We start from the raw sequence: 21,310 nt of genomic DNA, 5'->3' as shown, positions 1-21,310 counted from the left end.
GGCGGACTCCACTCGAACAAAAGTCGATAAATGACAAAGGCTGAAACATTCATGATTGTTGACGCACATCGACAAGACCCTATGCAAAGGGTGACGTGCGAATTGCTATCTGCAATTTTACCCGATCAGGATCTCTGGAAACGATCGGGACCGCGGATCATAGCGTAAACTGAGAAAGAGATCTTCTGTTTCTCACAGATTCTTCCCGATTTATCCACAGGTCTTCACAAGACGGGGTAAGTGTAAACGATCCTGGAGAGGATCAGGGCGATTTCGCGCCCATATCGGAAAATTTAATGAGTAAAGACGGTTTACGCCTTAAACGATCTAATAAAGATCCCGGGCGATCCTTGCGCTTTACCCACCAGTCCGTATAATTCTCCACCCGTCGCGCGATGCCTGTGAAACGGCGTCAACGCTGTCTGTTTTTCGTGCGAAAAGGTGCGGAAAAAGGCAGGGATTTAAGGAAAGAGAATTGACTCCGGAGTGTACAATTATTACAATCCGGCCTCTTTAATCACCCACACTGTGGCGTAAGTCGTTCGAAACTCGTTCGGGTATACGCAAAAGTCAGTGAATTTATTCAAGTTTAGGTAGAAATCGCCATGAAACGCACTTTTCAACCGTCTGTACTGAAGCGCAACCGTTCTCACGGCTTCCGTGCTCGTATGGCTACTAAAAATGGTCGTCAGGTTCTGGCACGTCGTCGTGCTAAAGGCCGCGCTCGTCTGACCGTTTCCAAGTAATAAAGCTAACCCCTGAGTGGTTAAGCTCGCATTTCCCAGGGAGTTACGTTTGTTAACTCCCAATCATTTCACATTCGTCTTCCAGCAGCCACAACGGGCTGGCACGCCGCAAATCACCATCCTCGGCCGCCTGAATTCGCTGGGGCATCCCCGTATCGGTCTTACCGTCGCCAAGAAAAACGTTCGACGCGCCCATGAACGCAATCGGATTAAACGTCTGACGCGTGAAAGCTTTCGTCTGCGTCAGCACGAACTTCCTGCAATGGACTTCGTGGTGGTGGCGAAAAAGGGGGTTGCCGACCTCGATAACCGTGCTCTCTCGGAAGCGTTGGAAAAATTATGGCGCCGCCACTGTCGCCTGGCTCGCGGGTCCTGATAGCCCTTATTCGGGTCTATCAACGCCTGATCAGTCCGCTGCTTGGGCCGCACTGTCGTTTCACGCCAACCTGTTCAAGCTACGGAATTGAGGCATTGCGCAGGTTTGGAGTGATAAAAGGCAGTTGGTTGACGGTGAAACGCGTATTAAAATGCCACCCTTTACACCCTGGTGGTGACGATCCCGTCCCGCCCGGACCATTTGATACCAGAGAACACTAACGATGGATTCGCAACGCAATCTTCTTATCATCGCTTTGCTGTTCGTGTCTTTCATGATCTGGCAAGCCTGGGAGCAGGATAAAAATCCGCAACCCCAGACCCAACAGACCACGCAGACAACGACCACCGCAGCGGGTAGCGCCGCCGACCAGGGCGTACCGGCCAGTGGCCAGGGGAAACTGATTACGGTTAAGACTGACGTGCTTGATCTGACCATTAACACCCGTGGTGGTGATGTGGAACAGGCCCTGCTGCCCGCTTACCCGAAAGAGCTCGGTTCCAGCGAACCATTCCAACTGCTGGAAACTACCCCACAGTTTATCTATCAGGCCCAGAGTGGTTTGACCGGTCGCGACGGCCCGGATAACCCGGCTAACGGTCCGCGTCCGTTGTACAACGTTGAAAAAGACGCGTTTGTACTGGCCGACGGTCAAAACGAATTGCAGATCCCGATGACCTATACCGACGCCGCAGGCAACACGTTTACGAAAACGTTCGTCCTGAAACGTGGCGACTATGCGGTCAACGTCAACTACAGCGTGCAGAACGCCGGCGAGAAACCGCTGGAGATCTCCACCTTTGGTCAGTTGAAGCAATCCATCAATCTGCCGTCTCATCGTGACACCGGAAGCAGCAACTTTGCGCTGCATACTTTCCGTGGCGCGGCGTACTCCACGCCGGATGAGAAGTATGAGAAATACAAATTCGACACCATTGCTGAAAACGAAAACCTGAACGTCAACGCTAAAGACGGTTGGGTCGCAATGTTGCAACAGTATTTCGCAACGGCATGGGTTCCGCGTAACGACGGCACCAACAACTTCTATACCGCGAATCTGGGCAACGGCGTAGCGGCTATCGGCTATAAATCTCAGCCGGTACTGGTACAGCCTGGTCAGACTGGCGCGATGACCAGCACCCTGTGGGTTGGCCCAGAAATTCAGGACAAAATGGCGGCCGTTGCACCGCACCTGGATCTGACCGTGGATTACGGTTGGTTGTGGTTCATCTCTCAACCGCTGTTCAAACTGCTGAAGTGGATCCACAGCTTCGTGGGTAACTGGGGCTTCTCGATCATCATCATCACCTTTATCGTTCGTGGCATCATGTACCCGCTGACCAAAGCGCAGTACACCTCCATGGCGAAGATGCGTATGCTGCAGCCGAAGATTCAGGCCATGCGTGAGCGTCTGGGCGACGATAAACAGCGTCAGAGCCAGGAGATGATGGCGCTGTACAAAGCAGAGAAGGTTAACCCGCTGGGCGGCTGCTTCCCGCTGCTGATCCAGATGCCTATCTTCCTGGCGTTGTACTACATGTTGATGGGTTCCGTGGAGCTGCGTCACGCGCCGTTCGCGCTGTGGATCCATGACCTGTCCGCACAGGACCCGTACTACATCCTGCCGATCCTGATGGGCGTGACGATGTTCTTCATCCAGAAGATGTCGCCGACCACCGTGACCGACCCGATGCAGCAGAAGATCATGACCTTTATGCCGGTCATCTTCACCGTGTTCTTCCTGTGGTTCCCGTCAGGTCTGGTGCTGTACTATATCGTCAGCAACCTGGTGACCATTATCCAGCAGCAGCTGATTTATCGCGGGCTGGAAAAACGTGGTCTGCATAGCCGCGAGAAGAAGTCTTAATTCGGCGTCAGGCCGGGTAAGGCGAAGCCGCCATCCGGCACACGGAACATAACCTGAAGGGCGGTCTGATGACCGCCTTTTTTATTGCGAAATAACGAGATTTATCATGAGCCATAACGACACTATCGTCGCCCAGGCAACCCCACCGGGACGCGGGGGCGTCGGTATTCTGCGCATCTCCGGCCTGAAAGCGCGCGAGGTTGCCGAAGCCGTTCTGGGTAAACTGCCCAAGCCGCGCTATGCCGACTATCTGCCGTTTAAAGACGCCGACGGCTCGGCGCTGGATCAAGGGATCGCCCTGTGGTTCCCCGGCCCGAACTCTTTCACGGGCGAAGACGTGCTGGAGCTACAAGGACACGGTGGCCCGGTCATTCTCGACCTGTTGTTAAAACGCATTCTGACCCTTCCTGGTCTGCGTATCGCCCGTCCCGGCGAGTTTTCCGAACGTGCGTTTCTTAACGATAAGCTCGATCTGGCACAGGCAGAAGCCATTGCCGATCTGATTGACGCCAGTTCCGAACAGGCGGCACGCTCTGCGCTGAACTCTCTTCAGGGGGCGTTTTCTACCCGCGTTAATCATCTAGTGGAAGCGCTCACTCACCTGCGTATCTACGTAGAAGCGGCCATTGACTTCCCGGATGAAGAGATCGATTTCCTGTCGGATGGCAAAATCGAAGCGCAGCTGAATGACGTTATTGCCGACCTCGACGCGGTGCGTGCCGAAGCGCGTCAGGGCAGCCTGCTGCGCGAAGGGATGAAGGTGGTCATTGCCGGACGCCCAAACGCCGGGAAATCGAGCCTCCTGAACGCGCTGGCGGGACGTGAAGCAGCGATTGTGACCGACATTGCTGGCACCACCCGCGACGTGCTGCGCGAGCATATCCATATCGACGGCATGCCGCTGCACATCATCGACACCGCCGGTCTGCGCGATGCCAGCGACGAGGTTGAGCGTATCGGTATCGAGCGCGCCTGGCAGGAGATCGAGCAGGCCGACCGCGTGCTGTTTATGGTGGACGGCACCACGACCGACGCCGTCGACCCGGCGGAGATCTGGCCGGACTTTATCGCCCGTCTGCCGGCCAAACTGCCGATAACTGTCGTACGTAATAAAGCGGACATTACCGGAGAGACGCTGGGCATCAGCGAGGTGAATGGTCACTCACTGGTTCGCCTCTCTGCGCGAACCGGCGAAGGTGTAGATGTACTGCGTAACCATCTCAAGCAGAGCATGGGCTTTGAGACCAATATGGAAGGCGGCTTCCTGGCCCGTCGCCGTCATCTTCAGGCGCTGGCTGAAGCCGCAGAACATCTCCAGCAGGGCAAAAACCAGCTGCTGGGCGCCTGGGCGGGCGAACTGCTGGCGGAGGAACTGCGTCTGGCGCAGCAGGCGCTGAGCGAGATCACCGGCGAGTTTACCTCGGACGATCTGCTGGGACGGATTTTCTCCAGCTTCTGTATTGGTAAGTAACCCAAATAGCGCCGGATGGCGGCAGATGCCAACATCCGGTCAGCTTCTTTCTGACGCCACTTCTTTGGCATCTTTTCCCTGAAATGTAAAAGCACGTAAGAGACGCGGTTTCGGTCGCACTTTTTTGTGATTTCCTATGTCCATAAATCACGTAAATGTTACTCTCGTCATTATTAAGGACCATTAATCATGGAGCGAAAAATGGGGATACATTTTGCCAGAGGGATACTCACGGAGGGGCATTTGATTTCAGTGCGTTTACCCACCTCCTGCCACCTTGACGCGCGAAGCCTTCCGGCGCATCGACAGACACGTTTCCTGGCGTCCAGAGGCCTTCTCGCCGAGCTGATGTTCATGCTGTATGGCACGCTTGAGTTACCGGAAATCATCATAAAAGCGAAAGGCAAACCCGCGTTTCGTGAACAAAATCTCCCCAGTTTTTCTATCGCCTACGCAGGAAATGTCGTTGGTGTGGCACTGGCGACCGAAGGCGAATGCGGGCTGGATATGGAACTTCAGCGCGCCACCCGCAGCTTTGTCCCGCCTCACTGTTCGCCACCCCCTGTCTTCTCCAGTAATGAACGTCTGTGGATCAGCAAGCAAAACGATCCCAACGAGGCGCGCGCGCAGATGATCACCTTGCGTCAGAGCATCCTGAAACTCACTGGCGATGTTCGCAATGACGATCCCCGCGAGCTTCAACTGCTGCCGGGCGCGGGGCGCCTGAAGTGCGCGCATGTCGCACCGTTGGAAGCGATCTGCGATGCGGAAGATCTGCTGGTGTGGTCAGTGGCGGTTACGCCAGGCATTGATAAATTACAGGTTTGGGAGTTTGATGGTAAGCAGGGCTGGAAAAACCTGCCTGATATCCAGACCCGCGCTAATGCGGAAACGGGTCGTCTGATGCGATTCGCGCAATTATCCGCGGCGAAGTCTTATACGCATAACTGATGGAGTCACCATGTCTGAAACGTTAAAGGTTGTCACGTTACTGGGAAGTCTGCGCAAAGGGTCGTTTAATGGAATGGTCGCCCGTACGCTGCCGAAGATCGCTCCGGCAGGAATGGAGGTAAGTCCACTCCCGTCTATCGCTGATATTCCGCTTTACGACGCAGACCTGCAGCAGGAGGAGGGTTTCCCGGCGAGCGTCGAAGCGCTGGCCGAACAGATCCGCCATGCCGACGGCGTCGTCATCGTTACGCCGGAATACAACTATTCGGTACCCGGCGGTCTGAAGAATGCCATCGACTGGCTGTCCCGCCTTCCCGATCAGCCGCTGGCTGGCAAGCCGGTGCTGATTCAGACCAGCTCAATGGGCGCGATTGGCGGCGCGCGCTGCCAGTATCATCTGCGTCAGATTCTGGTGTTCCTGGATGCAATGGTGATGAACAAGCCGGAATTTATGGGCGGTGTTATTCAGAACAAAGTGGATCCGCAAAGCGGAGAAGTGATTGATCAAAGCACGCTGGACCACCTGACCGGGCAATTAACGGCATTTGGCGACTACATCCAGCGCGTAAAAGCGTAAGCGTCAATCTTCTTAGACATTTGCCGGAGACGCCGTTGCGCCATCCGGCAACATCGCAATATTAGTGCGCGTCGATAAACACAATCTTCAGCACGAACAGCAGAGCAACCACCACCACACACGGGCTGAGATCGCGCAGTCGTCCGGTACCCAATTTCATCACGCAGTAAGAGATAAAGCCCAGCGCAATCCCTTCAGTAATAGAAAAGCTGAACGGCATCATCACCGCGGTAATAAAAGCCGGAACAGACTCGGTTAAATCTTCCCATTTCACGCGCGCCAGGCTGGAAGTCATTAGCACGCCGACGTAGATCAGCGCGCCAGCCGCTGCGTAACCCGGCACCATCCCCGCCAGCGGCGACAGGAAGATCACCAGCAGGAACAGCAGACCGACAACCACGGCCGTCAGACCGGTGCGCCCGCCAACGGACACGCCGGAAGACGACTCAATGTAGGCGGTCACGGAAGAGGTCCCGATAAACGACCCCGTTACGGAAGAGACGCTGTCGACAAACAGCGCCTGTTTCATGCGCGGGAATTTACCTTTCTCATCGGCCAGACCCGCTTTATCAGTAACGCCGATCAGCGTACCGGAGGAGTCGAACAGGTTGACCAGCATGAAGGAGAAGATAACCCCCGCCAGACCGAGATTAAACGAACCCGCCAGATCGACATGGCCAACCACGGTAGAAATGCTCGGCGGAGCGGAGACGATACCATTGTAATGCACATCGCCCAGCAGCCAGCCCAACAGGGTGGTAACGATAATAGACACCAGCACCGCGGCATGAATATTGCGGGAGGCGAGGATCGCGATGATAAAGAAGCCGAGTACGCCCAGCAGCACGCTGTGGGAGGTCAGGTTACCAATGCTCACCAGGGTTTCCGGGTTCGCGACGATAACACCGGCGTTTTTCAGCCCCATCATCCCAATAAACAGGCCGATACCACTGGTGATCCCCACGCGCAGGCTGACCGGGATGTTAGCAATCATCCAGTAACGCACGCGGAAGATGGTCAGCAGCAGCAAACCAACCGCGCCCCAGAAAATCGCGCCCATACCAACCTGCCACGGCAGCCCCATCGCGCCAACCACAACGAACGCAAAGAAGGCGTTCAGGCCCATCGCGGGCGCCAGCGCCACGGGCAGGTTAGCGAACAGCCCCATCAGGATGCTGCCAAACGCGGCAATCAGACAGGTAGTGACAAAGACGGCGCTGGTGTCCATGCCAGCGACGCCGAGAATTTGCGGGTTCACAAAAACGATGTAAACCATCGTCAGGAAGGTGGTGAAACCGGCGATCACTTCGGTGCGTGCCGTCGTGCCATGTTCGCGCAGTTTAAACACGCGTTCCAGCATCCCCTGACCAGAAGTCTGGGTTGTGTGTTGTTGACTCATTATCAATTTCCGAACAAGGAGGGAAAATTCGTCGCTATCCTATACCAAAATGCGACAATAGGGGGCGGTTGTGCGATGTTTTTTTCATTGAATTTGCTTATACGGCAACGATTGCGTCTCATGATCGCGCAGTACGTAAACGTTAAACTCGTAAAAAGGGAAAGGCATGTCCGGAATTGAAGCGGTATTTTTCGACTGTGACGGTACGCTGGTTGACAGTGAAGTTATCTGTTCCCGCGCGTATGTGGCGATGTTCCAGGAATTTGGTATCACCCTCGATCTCGACGAAGTGTTTAAGCGCTTTAAAGGCGTCAAGCTCTACGAAATCATTGATATCATTAATGAGGAACAGGGCGTTTCGCTGGCAATAGCCGACTTAGAACCCGTTTATCGCGCCGAGGTCGCACGCCTTTTCGATGCCGAACTGGAGGTTATTGCCGGTGCAAACGCGCTGCTGGATGCGATGACGGTGCCGATCTGCGTGGTCTCTAACGGGCCGGTAAGCAAAATGCAGCACTCGCTGGGCAAGCTCGGTATGTTGCATCATTTCCCGGAAAAACTGTTCAGCGGCTACGATATTCAACGCTGGAAGCCCGATCCGGCCTTGATGTTACATGCCGCTAAAGCGATGAACGTTAACGTTGAAAACTGTATTCTGGTGGATGATTCATCCGCTGGCGCCCAGTCGGGGATTGATGCGGGAATGGAAGTTTTCTATTTTTGCGCCGATCCGCACAACAAGCCGATCGAACATCCCAAAGTGACGACCTTTACCGAACTGGCGCAACTGCCCGCTTTGTGGAAAGCGCGTGGGTGGAATATTACGCGTTAAATGAAAACAGGGCGGGTAAGCGCTAAGCGCCGCCCGCCTTAAACCTTACTCTTTCGGATCTTTACCCGCCAGCAGCTTGTCCAGTTCGTCACCGCCAACGTGACGGAAATCCTGTCCCTTCACGAAGTAGAAGATGTATTCGCAGATATTCTGGCAACGGTCGCCGATACGCTCAATGGATCGCGCGCAGAACAGCGCCGTCAGGACGCTCGGAATGGTACGTGAATCTTCCATCATGTAGGTCATTAGTTGGCGCACAATGCCTTCGTATTCCTGATCGACCTTTTTGTCTTCACGGTAGATACGGACCGCTTCGTCAAGGTCCATGCGCGCAAACGCATCCAGCACGTCGTGCAGCATCTGCACGGTATGGCGGCCCAGTGACTCCAGACTCACCAGCAGAGGCTGGTGCTGCTGAGAGAACTTCTCCAGCGCGGTACGGCAGATTTTGTCCGCCACGTCGCCAATACGCTCCAGCTCGGCGATGGTTTTGATGATCGCCATCACCAGACGCAGGTCGCTCGCCGTCGGCTGGCGCTTGGCAATAATGCGCACGCAGGCCTCGTCGATCGCCACTTCCATCATGTTAACGTGTTTATCGCCGTCGATAACACGTTTCGCCAGTTCGCTGTCCTGGTTATGCATTGCGGTGATCGCATCAGAAAGCTGCTGCTCGACCATGCCGCCCATGGTCATCACCTGGGTGCGAATGCTTTCCAGCTCTGCGTTGAACTGGCCGGAAATGTGTTTATTAAGATTGAGGTTGTCCATGGTTTCTCCACATGCACTAAGGCAAATCAACCGTAGCGGCCAGTAATATAATCTTCGGTTTGTTTCTTCGCGGGCTTAGTGAACAGATCGTCCGTGTTACTGAACTCAATCAACTCGCCCAGGTACATAAACGCCGTGTGGTCAGAACAACGTGCAGCCTGCTGCATGTTGTGAGTAACGATCACTACGGTGTAATCCTGCTTCAGCTCGGTGATCAGCTCTTCGATACGCCCGGTTGAGATCGGGTCCAGCGCTGAACACGGCTCATCCAGCAGCAACACTTCCGGGCGAATGGCGATACCGCGTGCAATGCACAGACGCTGCTGCTGACCACCGGAGAGAGAGTACCCGCTCTGGTGAAGTTTATCTTTGGTTTCGTTCCATAATGCGGCCTTGGTCAATGCCCACTGCACGCGCTCGTCCATATCCGCACGGGAGAGTTTCTCAAACAGACGCACGCCAAAGGCGATGTTGTCATAAATCGACATCGGGAACGGCGTTGGTTTCTGGAACACCATCCCCACTTTCGCACGCAGCAGGGCGATATCCTGGGTATTGGTCAGGATGTTGTCGCCATCCAGCAGAATTTCACCTTCCGCACGCTGCTCCGGATAGAGCGAATACATCTTGTTAAAGGTACGCAGCAGCGTGGATTTACCACAGCCAGACGGACCGATGAATGCCGTCACCTGGTTCTTCGCGATATCCAGGTTGATATTCTTCAGGGCATGGAATTTGCCGTAGTAGAAGTTCAAATCACGAACCTGAATCTTACCCGGGGCAGTATCAACCATACTCATTGACTCATTTCCTCATTCGGCGCCGCGATGTGCCGCGCCGTAAAAATTTAACCGTGTTTCTGCTTCGCGAAAATGACGCGCGCCAGAATGTTCAGCAACAGTACGCAAAGGGTGATGATCAGCACCCCGGCCCAGGCCAGTTGCTGCCATTCCGCGAATGGGCTCATCGCAAATTTAAAGATCGTCACCGGCAGGTTGGCGATCGGCTGCATCATGTCCGTGCTCCAGAACTGGTTGGAGAGCGCGGTAAACAGCAGAGGCGCGGTTTCACCGGCGATACGCGCAACAGCCAGCAGCACGCCAGTAATGATCCCGGAAACAGACGCCTTCAGGGTGATCGCCGAAATCATCTTCCATTTCGGCGTGCCCAGCGCGTAAGCGGCTTCTCGCAGGCTGTCCGGTACCAGTTTCAGCATGTTTTCGGTCGTACGGATCACGATTGGCACCTGCAGCAGCGCCAGCGCGATTACGCCAGCCCAGCCGGAGAAGTGCTCCATCTGCGCCACCACGATGGTGTAGACAAACAGACCGACCACAATAGACGGAGCGGAAAGCAGAATGTCGTTAATAAAGCGAATCACTTCAGCCAGCCAGGATTTACGACCATACTCAGCCAGATAAATCCCCGCCATAATGCCCAACGGCGTGCCGAATACAGTCGCCCACAGAATCAGCAGACCGCTACCCGCCAGGGCGTTCGCAAGGCCCCCGCCCGCGGTATTCGGCGGCGGTGTCATTTCGGTGAACAGCGCCAGCGACATCCCGTCGATACCACGCGTAATGGTGGACATCAGGATCCAGATTAACCAGAACAGACCAAACGCCATCGTTGCCATAGAAAGCGTCAGGGCGATACGGTTTTTCACGCGGCGACGCGCCTGCATTTTGCGACGGGACTCTGCCAGCGCAGCGGTATTTTGCATTTCAAGCGTAGCCATTAGCGTGCCCCCTCGTTCTTCGCAAGGCGCATAATCATAAACTTAGACGCGGCCAGTACGATAAAGGTAATCACGAACAGGATCAGGCCCAGTTCCATCAGCGCCGCAACGTGCAGACCGGATTCAGCTTCCGCAAATTCGTTCGCCAGCGCAGAGGTAATGCTGTTGCCAGGCATGTACAGCGACGCGCTGTCGAGCTGGTACGTGTTACCGATAATAAAGGTCACCGCCATGGTTTCACCCAGCGCGCGGCCTAAGCCCAGCATAATGCCGCCAATCACCCCATTTTTGGTGAACGGAAGGACGATACGCCAGATAACTTCCCAGGTGGTACAGCCGATGCCGTAGGCTGACTCTTTCATCATTACCGGGGTTTGTTCAAATACGTCACGCATCACCGCCGCAATGTACGGAATGATCATGATGGCGAGGATCACGCCTGCCGCGAGGATACCGATACCAAACGCCGGGCCGGAGAACAGCGCGCCAACAAACGGAATGTTGGAAAGAATATTGCCGACCGGCTCCTGGAAGTAAGTGGCGAACAGCGGCGCAAAGATAAACAGCCCCCACATGCCGTAAACGATACTGGGGATTGCCGCCAGCAGTTCAATGGCGATACCCAGCGGACGACGCAGCCAGTTGGGAGCAAGTTCTGTCAGAAACAGCGCAATGCCGAAGCTCACCGGAACGGCGATCAGCAGTGCGATAAAAGAGGTCACCAGCGTACCGTAGATCGGCACCAGCGCGCCGTAGATATCGTTTGGCGCATCCCATTCTTTGGTCCACAGGAACGAGAAACCAAACTTCTCAATGCTCGGCCAGGAGGAGATGATCAGAGAGACAATAATGCCACCCAACATCAATAGCACAATCAGCGCAGCCAGTTTTACCAGCGCGCTGAAGATCATGTCACCCTTTTTACCCGGTGGGTTAAAAGCAGGCTTGGTTGCAGCCATAAATCACTCTTTAAGTTTGGGCCAGGAAGCGCGTATTTTATCGTGCTTCCTGGCTAACGTAATGCCATACCCTAAATAATTCGAGCTGCAGCCAATACCGCTGCGACTCACAATATGCGGGTATTTAGTACAGCGCTTTACCGCTGCTGTCCTTCACGTTGGTCTTCCATGCAGCACGAATCTGCTCAACCACGCTGTCTGGCAGGCTGGCGTAGTCCAGGTCGTTCGCCTGTTTGCCGCCATTTTTGTAAGCCCAGTCGAAGAACTTCAACACTTCTGCGCCCTGCTCAGGTTTCTTCTGCTCTTTGTGGACCAGGATGAAGGTGGTGGACGTGATTGGCCACGCATCGTCACCTTTCTGGTTCGTCAGATCCTGAGCGAAAGATTTGCTCCAGTCTGCGCCTTTCGCCGCGTTGGAGAAGCTCTCTTCCGTCGGACTAACCGGTTTGCCATCGGCAGAAATCAGCTTGGTGTAAGCCAGGTTGTTTTGCTTCGCGTAAGCGTACTCAACGTAACCAATAGAGCCCGGCAGACGCTGTACAAATGCGGCGATACCGTCGTTACCTTTACCGCCCAGACCGGTCGGCCAGTTCACGGTAGAGCCAGAACCCACTTTGGTTTTCCACTCTTCGTTCACTTTCGCCAGGTAGCTGGTAAAGACGAAGGAAGTACCGGAACCGTCAGCACGACGAACCACGGCGATATTCTGCGAAGGCAGTTTCAGACCCGGGTTCAGTTTGGTGATGGCTTCGTCATCCCACTTCTTGATTTTACCCAGGTAGATATCGCCCAGGGTTTTACCATCCAGTACCAGTTCACCCGATTTCAGACCCGGAATGTTTACCGCCAGCACCACGCCGCCGATCACGGTCGGGAACTGGAACAGGCCTTCCTGGTTCAGTTTTTCGTCAGACAACGGCGCATCAGAAGCACCGAAATCAACGGTATTTGCTGTGATTTGTTTAACACCACCGGAGGAGCCGATACCCTGGTAGTTAACCTTACTACCGGTCTCTTTCTGATAAGTATCGGCCCATTTGGCATACACCGGCGCAGGAAAAGTTGCACCTGCGCCTGTCAGGCTTGCTGCTGCGAATACAGAGAAAGCGCTCATGGATAAGGTCGCGGCGACAACAGTTGCGACAGTGGTACGCATAACTTTCATAATGTCTCCTGCAAGATTTTCGTAAATCATTGTTAAGTGGCTACGATGAGCAAAATAGGACAAACAGGTGACAGTTAAATGTACGAAATATGACAGTTTTATGACAATGAAAATTTCACATAAAGCCAGTTAATTTAACCAATATATTTCAGTAAGTTAGCCATTAACATGACAGTCTGTTTTCAGAAAAATTTTCTTTCTGTGACACTGAAAAAAATAGCTGAAGATGACGATTTGTCACAGTTAAACGGCAGGAGAATTGATGAAAAACAGAACAATGAAGAAAAAAAGCCCCGCTTTCGCGGGGCATTCTGGTTTTACTCTACGGTAACCGATTTTGCCAGGTTACGCGGCTGGTCCACGTCGGTGCCTTTAATCAGCGCCACGTGATATGCCAGCAGTTGCAGCGGAACGGTGTAGAAGATAGGGGCGATCACCTCTTCGACATGCGGCATCTCGATAATGTGCATGTTGTCGCTGCTGACAAAGCCCGCATCCTGATCGGCGAAAACATACAATTGGCCGCCACGCGCCCGGACTTCTTCGATGTTGGATTTCAGTTTTTCCAGCAGTTCGTTGTTCGGAGCCACCACAATAACCGGCATGTCCGCGTCAATCAGCGCCAGCGGACCGTGCTTCAATTCGCCTGCCGCGTACGCTTCCGCATGGATATAAGAGATCTCTTTCAGCTTCAGCGCGCCTTCCAGCGCAATCGGATACTGATCGCCGCGCCCCAGGAATAACGCGTGATGCTTGTCAGAGAAGTCTTCTGCCAGCGCTTCAATGCGTTTGTCCTGCGACAACATCTGCTCAATACGGCTCGGCAGCGCCTGCAGGCCGTGCACGATGTCATGCTCAATAGCGGCATCCAGTCCCTTCAGACGCGCCAGTTTCGCCACCAGCATCAGCAGAACGGTTAACTGCGTGGTAAACGCTTTGGTCGACGCCACGCCAATTTCAGTACCGGCATTGGTCATCATCGCCAGATCCGATTCACGTACCAGCGATGACCCCGGCACGTTACAGATAGCGAGCGAGCCCAGATAGCCCAGCTCTTTCGACAGGCGCAGGCCAGCCAGCGTGTCCGCCGTTTCGCCCGACTGCGACAGGGTGATCATCAGGCTGTTGCGACGTACGGCGGATTTGCGATAGCGGAACTCTGAGGCAATTTCGACATCGCAAGGAATGCCTGCCAGCGATTCAAACCAGTAACGAGAAACCATACCGGAGTTGTAAGATGTGCCGCAGGCGATGATCTGAATGTGCTCAACCTGCGCCAGCAGTTCGTTGGCTTTCGGTCCCAGCTCGCTCAGATCCACTTCACCGTGACTGATACGTCCGGTAAGGGTGTTCTTGATCGCATTCGGCTGTTCGTAGATCTCTTTCTGCATGTAATGGCGGTAGATACCTTTATCACCCGCGTCATATTGCAGACTGGATTCGATATCCTGGCGCTGCACATCCGCACCGGTTTTATCAAAAATAGCGACGCTACGACGCGTCACTTCCGCGATATCGCCTTCTTCAAGGAAGATAAAGCGGCGAGTCACGGGCAGCAGCGCCAGCTGATCGGAGGCGATGAAGTTTTCGCCCATTCCCAGTCCGATCACCAGCGGGCTACCCGAGCGTGCCGCCAGCAGCGTATCCGGCTGGCGGGTATCCATGATCACTGTGCCGTATGCGCCGCGCAGTTGCGGGATCGCCCGCAGGACCGCTTCCCGCAGCGTACCGCCCTGTTCCAGCTCCCAGTGCACTAAGTGAGCAATCACTTCGGTGTCGGTTTCAGAAACGAAGGTGTAGCCGCGCGCTTTCAGCGTTTCGCGCAGCGGTTCATGGTTTTCAATGATGCCGTTATGCACCACCACAATGTGTTCAGAAACATGCGGATGCGCGTTTGCTTCTGAAGGTTCGCCGTGCGTTGCCCAGCGGGTGTGAGCAATGCCGGTACCGCCATGCAGCGGGTGTTCTTCCGCAGCCTGCGCCAGCATTTGCACTTTACCCAGACGACGCAGACGGGTCATATGACCTTCCGCATCCACTACCGCCAGACCCGCAGAATCATAACCACGGTATTCCAGACGACGTAAACCTTCGAGAAGGATTTCAGCTACATCACGCTGCGCGATTGCGCCAACAATTCCACACATATTTTTTTGATTCCGAATCCAGGCATTATGCCTCTCGTTGTCTTTCGACCTGTATTTATCCTTCGTCTTTCACGCCGTGGCTGTGCTGGCCGCACGCTTTCGCCATGGTCACTTACTCAGATAAGCTCCCATTGACTTATTCGCTTGCCGCTTTGCCACAATGCGAAATCCTTAAGATAAAACCCGTCTTTCCGGGCGCCCCGAGCCTTGTAGAGAGTGGGGTTATTTTTATGGGTACTGCATGTTGGCGGGCGATATATTTTTATCGCCTCATCCCGTGTCTGCCGGATATCGCTAACGCTTATCTGGCCGACAAAATCACTTTTTCTTCACCGGACGCTGCCAGCCTTGCTTATGAACCTGCGGCACGCGGCTCAGCACCAGCTCGTTATCCGCGATATCACGCGTCACGGTCGTTCCTGCGGCGATGGTCGCTCCTTTGCCTACGCTCACCGGCGCCACCAGCTGCGTGTCAGAACCGACAAAGACATCGTCGCCAATGATAGTTTTAAATTTGTTCGCGCCATCGTAGTTGCAGGTAATCGTCCCCGCGCCGATATTCACATTGTCGCCAATTTCCGCATCGCCCAGATAGGTCAAATGACCCGCTTTAGAGCCTTTGCCCAGACGCGCTTTTTTCATTTCAACAAAGTTGCCCACATGCGCGCCTTCCAGCAGCTCCGCTCCTGGACGCAGACGTGCGAACGGGCCAATGGTGCAGGCCGCTTCCAGATGCGCATCTTCCACCACGCTGTAGGGACTGATTTCGCAATCATCGCCAATAACGCTGTTTTTAATCACACAGCCCGCGCCAATCTTCACGCGATGACCTAACGTCACATTCCCTTCGATGATAACGTTAGTATCAATTTCAACATCGCGCCCGTGATTAAGGACGCCGCGCAGATCGAAACGCGCCGGGTCACGTAACATCACACCTGCCAGCAGCAGCTTTTCCGCCTGCTCGGACTGGTAAATACGCTCAAGTCGGGAAAGCTGCAGACGGTTGTTCACACCGTCGGTTTCACTGATGCGAGCCGGGTGCACGGCGGCGATTTCACGCCCTTCCTGGTACGCCATCGCAATAATATCGGTGATGTAGTACTCACCCTGCGCATTGTTATTGTTCAGTTTCGCCAGCCAGCGCTTCATGTCCGCGCCGTTAGCAATCAGGATACCGGTGTTGATTTCCTGGATCTGTCGCTGTTCATCGGTGGCGTCTTTATGTTCAACAATGCCGGTAACCTGACCGTTCTCACGCGTAATGCGCCCGTAACCGCTTGGGTCATCCAGTTTAACCGTGAGCAGGCCGATGCCGCCCTGCGGTTTGGCGTCGCGCAGTCGGGTCAGCGTTTCAACGGAGATCAGCGGCACGTCGCCGTAGAGCATTAAAATGTCTTCGTCATCACTAAAGAAGGGCGCGGCCTGTTGCATCGCATGGCCGGTTCCCAGCTGTTCAGCCTGGAGTACCCAGTTAAGATTGTCATTTTTCAGCGTCTTTTTAAGCAGATCGCCACCGTGTCCATAGACCAGGTGAACCTGAGAAGCGCCTAATTCATTCGCCGCATCAATGACATGCTGGACCATCGCTTTACCGGCAAGGGTATGCAGCACTTTAGGAAGATCGGAATACATACGTGTGCCTTTGCCTGCGGCAAGGATCACTACGCTCATAGCTTTGTTCAACATACGCGTCCTGACTGTAATTTGAGAACGAATTTATACCGTTTCACTTTGAAAATACTACATTTTTTTCAGCGTGAAATGGGAAGAAGATAAAACGCTCATTATCGGACTTTCTCCGACGGCGAGAGCGACATTTTCGACCATTGACGCGGTTTTTGTCTTGTGAAAAGTCGCGTCGAACCTTGATTAAAGCGTTAGCACGATGTTTTTGCTATTTTTTTGAGACATAAAGAAAGATCGCGCCTGACGCCTGTTTCCCAGGCAAAAAAAAACCAGCCTGCAAAGAGACTGGTTTTTATGCTTTCAAGCCGGTGTTACATCGCTTTTTTGGTCAACTCGATAACGCGCAGTTTAGCGATCGCTTTGGCCAGTTCCGCAGACGCCTGAGCGTAATCCACGTCACCATGAGAGCTCTTAATGTGCTCCTCAGCCTTACGCTTCGCTTCCAGAGCTCGCGCTTCGTCGAGATCCTGGCCGCGAATCGCGGTATCAGCCAGAACGGTCACGCTACCCGGTTGCACTTCAAGAATGCCGCCGGACAGATAGATAAACTCTTCATGACCGTGCTGTTTAACGATGCGAATCATACCAGGCTTAATGGCGGTGAGCAGCGGGGCGTGACCCGGGTAAATACCCAGTTCACCTTCACTACCCGTTACCTGGATTTTCTCGACCAGACCAGAGAACATTTGTTGCTCTGCGCTGACGACGTCCAGGTGGTAAGTCATTGCCATATCACCCTCCGATTAAGGCGTTAAAGTTTTTTGGCTTTTTCCACGGCTTCGTCGATGGAACCGACCATGTAGAACGCCTGCTCCGGCAGGTGATCGTATTCGCCTTCCATGATGCCTTTAAAGCCACGGATGGTGTCTTTCAGAGAAACGTATTTACCCGGAGAACCGGTGAATACTTCCGCCACGAAGAACGGCTGGGACAGGAAGCGCTGGATCTTACGTGCGCGAGCTACCACCAGTTTGTCTTCTTCAGACAGTTCATCCATACCCAGGATGGCGATGATGTCTTTCAGTTCCTGGTAACGTTGCAGGATAGACTGGACGCCGCGCGCGGTGTCGTAGTGCTCCTGACCAACCACCAGCGGGTCCAGCTGACGGCTGGTGGAGTCCAGCGGGTCAACGGCCGGGTAGATACCCAGAGACGCGATCTGACGGCTCAGTACCACGGTTGCATCTAAGTGCGCAAAGGTGGTGGCTGGTGATGGGTCAGTCAAGTCATCCGCCGGTACGTATACCGCCTGAACGGAGGTGATAGAACCGGTTTTGGTTGAGGTGATACGTTCCTGCAGAACACCCATCTCTTCCGCCAGAGTCGGCTGATAACCTACCGCTGAAGGCATACGACCCAGCAGTGCGGATACTTCCGTACCGGCCAGGGTGTAACGATAGATGTTATCGACGAACAGCAGAACGTCACGACCTTCGTCACGGAACTTCTCAGCCATGGTCAGACCGGTCAGTGCGACGCGCAGACGGTTTCCAGGCGGCTCGTTCATCTGGCCGTACACCAGGGATACTTTGTCGATAACGTTGGAGTCGGTCATTTCGTGGTAGAAGTCGTTACCCTCACGAGTACGTTCACCCACGCCCGCAAACACAGAGTAACCGGAGTGCTCGATCGCGATGTTACGGATCAGCTCCATCATGTTTACGGTTTTACCTACGCCCGCACCACCGAACAGACCGACTTTACCGCCCTTCGCGAACGGACACATCAGGTCGATAACTTTGATGCCGGTTTCCAGCAGTTCCTGAGAGTTAGACAACTCTTCATAGGACGGCGCGGCACGGTGGATAGCCCAACGCTCTTCTTCACCGATGTCGCCTTTCATGTCTACTGGTTCGCCCAGTACGTTCATGATACGACCCAGCGTTGCTTTACCTACCGGGACTTCGATCGGGTGCTCAAGGTCTTTTACTTCCAGACCACGACGCAGACCGTCGGAAGAACCCATGGCGATGGTACGTACAATACCGCCACCGAGCTGCTGCTGAACTTCCAGCACCAGACGCTCATTACCATTCTGTACCTCAAGGGCGTCGTACACGCGCGGTACGGCATCCTGAGGGAACTCGACGTCAACTACGGCGCCGATTACCTGGACAATTTTTCCAGTAGCCATCTTGAATCCTCTACGAAATAACCTGGTTAAACCGCGGCGGCCCCCGAGACGATCTCGGTGAGTTCCTGAGTAATGCTGGCCTGACGAGCTTTGTTGTATACCAACTGCAGCTCTTTAATCAGGCTGCCGCCATTGTCGGTCGCGGCTTTCATCGCCACCATACGGGCGGCCTGCTCGCTGGCCAGGTTTTCTACCACGCCCTGATAAACCTGAGATTCCACATAACGACGCAGGAGGGTATCCAGCAGCGCTTTCGGGTCTGGTTCGTACAGGTAATCCCAGGCTTTACGTTTCAGTTCATCATCTTCTGAAGCCGGTAACGGCAGCATCTGAGTGATGGTTGGAACCTGAGACATGGTGTTAATAAATTTGTTGCTGACAATGTACAGCTTGTCCAGACGGCCTTCGTCGTAGGCCTGCAACATCACTTTAACCGGGCCGATCAGTTCGGACAGGGAAGGGTTATCCCCCATGCCCGTTACCTGGGCGACAACGTTGCCGCCAACGGAGTTAAAGAAAGACACGCCTTTTGAGCCGATCATTGCGAGGTCGCACTGAACGCCTTTATCGGACCATGCTTTCATATCCGCCAGCAGTTTTTTGAACAGGTTAATGTTCAAGCCGCCGCACAGACCACGGTCGGTCGACACCACCAGGTAGCCCACGCGCTTAACGTCGCGTTCTTCCAGATAGGGGTGCTTATATTCCAGATTACCGTTCGCAAGGTGACCAATCACTTTGCGCATGGTATCTGCATAAGGACGGCTGGCCGCCATGCGATCCTGCGATTTACGCATTTTGGAAGCGGCGACCATTTCCATCGCTTTAGTGATCTTTTGCGTGTTCTGGACGCTTGCGATCTTACTACGTATCTCTTTTGCGCCGGCCATGAGCTTCTCCTCAATGCCTTGCGGCCCGCCTTAAGGCAGGCCGCCAGACGTTACCAGGATTGGGTTGCTTTGAAGGAATCGAGGATGCCTTTCAGCTTGCCTTCGATTTCGTCGTTATAGCCACCGGACTGGTTGATCTCTTGCATCAACGGAGCGTGATCACGGTCGACGTAAGCCAGCAGAGCGGCTTCGAAGCTACCGATTTTCGCCAGTTCTACATCCGCCAGATAACCACGTTCTGCCGCGAACAGAACCAGAGACTGCTGCGCAACGGACATCGGCGCATACTGTTTCTGTTTCAGCAGTTCGGTCACTTTCTGACCGTGGTCAAGCTGTTTACGGGTTGCATCGTCAAGGTCAGAGGCGAACTGGGAGAATGCTGCCAGTTCACGGTACTGCGCCAGCGCGGTACGAATACCACCGGACAGTTTCTTCATGATCTTGGTCTGCGCTGCGCCACCTACACGGGATACGGAGATACCGGGGTTAACCGCAGGACGAATACCGGCGTTAAACAGGTTGGTTTCCAGGAAGATCTGACCATCGGTAATGGAGATTACGTTGGTCGGAACGAACGCGGAAACGTCACCTGCCTGCGTTTCGATAATCGGCAGCGCGGTCAGAGAACCGGTTTTCCCTTTCACTTCACCTTTGGTGAAGGCTTCAACGTATTCGGCGTTAACACGCGCAGCACGTTCCAGCAGACGGGAGTGGAGGTAGAATACGTCGCCCGGGAATGCTTCACGTCCAGGCGGACGACGGAGCAGCAGGGAGATCTGACGATAAGCAACAGCCTGTTTGGACAGGTCATCATAGATGATCAGCGCATCTTCGCCGCGGTCACGGAAGTATTCGCCCATTGCGCAACCGGCATACGGCGCCAGGTATTGCAGTGCGGCAGATTCAGACGCGGTCGCGACCACCACGATGGTGTTGGACAGCGCGCCGTGTTCTTCCAGTTTGCGCACCACGTTAGAGATGGTGGAGGCTTTCTGGCCGATAGCGACGTAAACACACTTGATGCCGGAATCACGCTGGTTGATGATGGCGTCGATTGCCAGCGCGGTTTTACCGGTCTGACGGTCACCGATGATCAATTCACGCTGACCACGACCGATTGGGATCATGGCGTCAACGGATTTATAACCGGTCTGTACCGGCTGATCGACGGACTGACGTTCGATAACGCCCGGAGCGATAGCTTCAACTGCAGAGAAGCCGTCGTGCTCAACCGGACCTTTACCGTCGATTGGCGCACCCAGGGTGTTAACCACACGGCCCAGCAGGCCACGGCCTACCGGAACTTCCAGGATACGACCCGTACATTTCACCTTCATGCCTTCGGCGAGGTCAGCGTACGGACCCATCACCACCGCACCCACGGAGTCGCGCTCCAGGTTCAATGCGATAGCGTAACGGTTACCCGGCAGGGAGATCATTTCACCCTGCATACAATCGGCCAGGCCGTGAATACGGATAACACCGTCACTTACAGAAACAATAGTACCTTCGTTGTGAGCTTCACTCACAACATTGAACTGAGCAATGCGCTGCTTGATCAGTTCGCTGATTTCGGTGGAATTCAGTTGCATGCTCCA

21 protein-coding genes are annotated in these 21,310 nt (G+C 54.3%); 9 read left to right on the top strand and 12 right to left on the bottom strand.

Annotated features, from left to right (window positions below; all coding sequences use genetic code 11):
* The first annotated feature begins 296 nt into the window (after positions 1-296).
* The 8 genes from JY391_RS24085 to JY391_RS22445 all read left to right on the top strand — a co-directional run bounded on the left by JY391_RS24085 (position 297) and on the right by JY391_RS22445 (position 5,988).
* Positions 297-377, top strand: a complete 81-nt coding sequence (locus JY391_RS24085; RefSeq protein WP_420245489.1) for a hypothetical protein — start codon at positions 297-299, stop codon at positions 375-377.
* A 228-nt stretch (positions 378-605) separates the two neighbouring features.
* On the top strand, positions 606-746 hold the full coding sequence (gene rpmH, locus JY391_RS22475; protein ID WP_000831330.1) for a 50S ribosomal protein L34: 141 nt from the start codon (positions 606-608) through the stop codon (positions 744-746).
* Between the two features lie 16 nt (positions 747-762).
* Positions 763-1,122, top strand: a complete 360-nt coding sequence (gene rnpA, locus JY391_RS22470) for a ribonuclease P protein component (protein WP_042287256.1) — start codon at positions 763-765, stop codon at positions 1,120-1,122.
* Positions 1,086-1,343 (top strand): membrane protein insertion efficiency factor YidD, encoded by a 258-nt coding sequence (gene yidD / locus JY391_RS22465; protein ID WP_001307474.1) that lies wholly within the window; start codon positions 1,086-1,088, stop codon positions 1,341-1,343. The genes rnpA and yidD overlap by 37 nt, the downstream gene beginning before the upstream one ends.
* Before the next feature lie 2 nt (positions 1,344-1,345).
* Positions 1,346-2,989 carry a membrane protein insertase YidC gene (gene yidC / locus JY391_RS22460; protein ID WP_181822286.1) on the top strand — a complete coding sequence of 548 codons (1,644 nt, stop codon included), beginning with the start codon at positions 1,346-1,348 and terminating at the stop codon, positions 2,987-2,989.
* Positions 2,990-3,095: 106 nt separating this feature from the next.
* Positions 3,096-4,460, top strand: a complete 1,365-nt coding sequence (mnmE, locus tag JY391_RS22455) for a tRNA uridine-5-carboxymethylaminomethyl(34) synthesis GTPase MnmE (protein ID WP_211935043.1) — start codon at positions 3,096-3,098, stop codon at positions 4,458-4,460.
* A 201-nt stretch (positions 4,461-4,661) separates the two neighbouring features.
* Positions 4,662-5,411 carry a 4'-phosphopantetheinyl transferase family protein gene (locus tag JY391_RS22450; RefSeq protein ID WP_042287283.1) on the top strand — a complete coding sequence of 250 codons (750 nt, stop codon included), beginning with the start codon at positions 4,662-4,664 and terminating at the stop codon, positions 5,409-5,411.
* 10 nt (positions 5,412-5,421) lie between these two features.
* Complete coding sequence (locus JY391_RS22445; protein ID WP_042287287.1) at positions 5,422-5,988, top strand: NADPH-dependent FMN reductase; 567 nt, start codon at positions 5,422-5,424, stop codon at positions 5,986-5,988.
* 61 nt (positions 5,989-6,049) lie between these two features.
* On the opposite strand, the gene adeP is transcribed toward JY391_RS22445, so the two are convergent.
* Positions 6,050-7,387, bottom strand: a complete 1,338-nt coding sequence (adeP, locus tag JY391_RS22440; protein WP_042287290.1) for an adenine permease AdeP — start codon at positions 7,385-7,387, stop codon at positions 6,050-6,052.
* A 166-nt stretch (positions 7,388-7,553) separates the two neighbouring features.
* Between adeP and yieH the strand changes: the two genes are divergently transcribed.
* Positions 7,554-8,219: a 6-phosphogluconate phosphatase gene (gene yieH, locus JY391_RS22435; protein WP_060569957.1), complete on the top strand. Its 666-nt coding sequence runs from the start codon at positions 7,554-7,556 to the stop codon at positions 8,217-8,219.
* Positions 8,220-8,264: 45 nt separating this feature from the next.
* Here yieH and phoU read toward each other — a convergent pair whose 3' ends face one another.
* The 11 genes from phoU to atpA all read right to left on the bottom strand — a co-directional run bounded on the left by phoU (position 8,265) and on the right by atpA (position 21,304).
* Entirely contained in the window at positions 8,265-8,990 is a 726-nt protein-coding gene (phoU, locus tag JY391_RS22430) for a phosphate signaling complex protein PhoU (RefSeq protein WP_012907987.1), read from the bottom strand.
* A 26-nt stretch (positions 8,991-9,016) separates the two neighbouring features.
* Entirely contained in the window at positions 9,017-9,790 is a 774-nt protein-coding gene (gene pstB / locus JY391_RS22425; RefSeq protein ID WP_015961095.1) for a phosphate ABC transporter ATP-binding protein PstB, read from the bottom strand.
* Between the two features lie 47 nt (positions 9,791-9,837).
* Positions 9,838-10,728 carry a phosphate ABC transporter permease PstA gene (gene pstA, locus JY391_RS22420; RefSeq protein WP_042287297.1) on the bottom strand — a complete coding sequence of 297 codons (891 nt, stop codon included), beginning with the start codon at positions 10,726-10,728 and terminating at the stop codon, positions 9,838-9,840.
* On the bottom strand, positions 10,728-11,687 hold the full coding sequence (gene pstC / locus JY391_RS22415) for a phosphate ABC transporter permease PstC (RefSeq protein WP_042287300.1): 960 nt from the start codon (positions 11,685-11,687) through the stop codon (positions 10,728-10,730). The genes pstA and pstC overlap by 1 nt, the downstream gene beginning before the upstream one ends.
* Before the next feature lie 124 nt (positions 11,688-11,811).
* Entirely contained in the window at positions 11,812-12,852 is a 1,041-nt protein-coding gene (pstS, locus tag JY391_RS22410; protein WP_042287304.1) for a phosphate ABC transporter substrate-binding protein PstS, read from the bottom strand.
* Positions 12,853-13,169: 317 nt separating this feature from the next.
* A complete protein-coding gene (gene glmS, locus JY391_RS22405; protein WP_042287315.1) occupies positions 13,170-14,999 on the bottom strand; it encodes a glutamine--fructose-6-phosphate transaminase (isomerizing) in 1,830 nt (609 codons plus the stop codon).
* A gap of 318 nt (positions 15,000-15,317) precedes the next feature.
* Complete coding sequence (glmU, locus tag JY391_RS22400) at positions 15,318-16,688, bottom strand: bifunctional UDP-N-acetylglucosamine diphosphorylase/glucosamine-1-phosphate N-acetyltransferase GlmU (RefSeq protein WP_205613148.1); 1,371 nt, start codon at positions 16,686-16,688, stop codon at positions 15,318-15,320.
* A gap of 311 nt (positions 16,689-16,999) precedes the next feature.
* Positions 17,000-17,419: a F0F1 ATP synthase subunit epsilon gene (locus JY391_RS22395; protein WP_001251971.1), complete on the bottom strand. Its 420-nt coding sequence runs from the start codon at positions 17,417-17,419 to the stop codon at positions 17,000-17,002.
* 20 nt (positions 17,420-17,439) lie between these two features.
* Complete coding sequence (atpD, locus tag JY391_RS22390) at positions 17,440-18,822, bottom strand: F0F1 ATP synthase subunit beta (protein ID WP_042287321.1); 1,383 nt, start codon at positions 18,820-18,822, stop codon at positions 17,440-17,442.
* 26 nt (positions 18,823-18,848) lie between these two features.
* Positions 18,849-19,712, bottom strand: a complete 864-nt coding sequence (atpG, locus tag JY391_RS22385; protein WP_042287324.1) for a F0F1 ATP synthase subunit gamma — start codon at positions 19,710-19,712, stop codon at positions 18,849-18,851.
* 50 nt (positions 19,713-19,762) lie between these two features.
* A complete protein-coding gene (atpA, locus tag JY391_RS22380; protein WP_042287327.1) occupies positions 19,763-21,304 on the bottom strand; it encodes a F0F1 ATP synthase subunit alpha in 1,542 nt (513 codons plus the stop codon).
* Positions 21,305-21,310: the final 6 nt, after the last annotated feature.

This window comes from Citrobacter sedlakii (assembly GCF_018128425.1).
GTDB lineage: Bacteria > Pseudomonadota > Gammaproteobacteria > Enterobacterales > Enterobacteriaceae > Citrobacter_A > Citrobacter_A sedlakii.
Note: the sequence above shows the minus strand (reverse complement) of the source record. Positions and strands in the feature narration are given on the sequence as shown.

What these genes read in the sequence shown, in the direction of transcription:
- rpmH (WP_000831330.1), top strand. Translation starts at nt 606, where the DNA reads ATGAAACGCACTTTTCAACCGTCTGTACTGAAGCGCAACCGTTCTCAC.
- pstB (WP_015961095.1), bottom strand. Translation starts at nt 9,790, where the DNA reads ATGAGTATGGTTGATACTGCCCCGGGTAAGATTCAGGTTCGTGATTTG.
- yieH (WP_060569957.1), top strand. Translation starts at nt 7,554, where the DNA reads ATGTCCGGAATTGAAGCGGTATTTTTCGACTGTGACGGTACGCTGGTT.
- atpD (WP_042287321.1), bottom strand. Translation starts at nt 18,822, where the DNA reads ATGGCTACTGGAAAAATTGTCCAGGTAATCGGCGCCGTAGTTGACGTC.
- atpG (WP_042287324.1), bottom strand. Translation starts at nt 19,712, where the DNA reads ATGGCCGGCGCAAAAGAGATACGTAGTAAGATCGCAAGCGTCCAGAAC.
- glmU (WP_205613148.1), bottom strand. Translation starts at nt 16,688, where the DNA reads ATGTTGAACAAAGCTATGAGCGTAGTGATCCTTGCCGCAGGCAAAGGC.
- pstC (WP_042287300.1), bottom strand. Translation starts at nt 11,687, where the DNA reads ATGGCTGCAACCAAGCCTGCTTTTAACCCACCGGGTAAAAAGGGTGAC.
- pstA (WP_042287297.1), bottom strand. Translation starts at nt 10,728, where the DNA reads ATGGCTACGCTTGAAATGCAAAATACCGCTGCGCTGGCAGAGTCCCGT.
- JY391_RS22395 (WP_001251971.1), bottom strand. Translation starts at nt 17,419, where the DNA reads ATGGCAATGACTTACCACCTGGACGTCGTCAGCGCAGAGCAACAAATG.
- JY391_RS22445 (WP_042287287.1), top strand. Translation starts at nt 5,422, where the DNA reads ATGTCTGAAACGTTAAAGGTTGTCACGTTACTGGGAAGTCTGCGCAAA.
- pstS (WP_042287304.1), bottom strand. Translation starts at nt 12,852, where the DNA reads ATGAAAGTTATGCGTACCACTGTCGCAACTGTTGTCGCCGCGACCTTA.
- atpA (WP_042287327.1), bottom strand. Translation starts at nt 21,304, where the DNA reads ATGCAACTGAATTCCACCGAAATCAGCGAACTGATCAAGCAGCGCATT.
- yidD (WP_001307474.1), top strand. Translation starts at nt 1,086, where the DNA reads ATGGCGCCGCCACTGTCGCCTGGCTCGCGGGTCCTGATAGCCCTTATT.
- JY391_RS24085 (WP_420245489.1), top strand. Translation starts at nt 297, where the DNA reads ATGAGTAAAGACGGTTTACGCCTTAAACGATCTAATAAAGATCCCGGG.
- yidC (WP_181822286.1), top strand. Translation starts at nt 1,346, where the DNA reads ATGGATTCGCAACGCAATCTTCTTATCATCGCTTTGCTGTTCGTGTCT.
- mnmE (WP_211935043.1), top strand. Translation starts at nt 3,096, where the DNA reads ATGAGCCATAACGACACTATCGTCGCCCAGGCAACCCCACCGGGACGC.
- glmS (WP_042287315.1), bottom strand. Translation starts at nt 14,999, where the DNA reads ATGTGTGGAATTGTTGGCGCAATCGCGCAGCGTGATGTAGCTGAAATC.
- adeP (WP_042287290.1), bottom strand. Translation starts at nt 7,387, where the DNA reads ATGAGTCAACAACACACAACCCAGACTTCTGGTCAGGGGATGCTGGAA.
- phoU (WP_012907987.1), bottom strand. Translation starts at nt 8,990, where the DNA reads ATGGACAACCTCAATCTTAATAAACACATTTCCGGCCAGTTCAACGCA.
- JY391_RS22450 (WP_042287283.1), top strand. Translation starts at nt 4,662, where the DNA reads ATGGGGATACATTTTGCCAGAGGGATACTCACGGAGGGGCATTTGATT.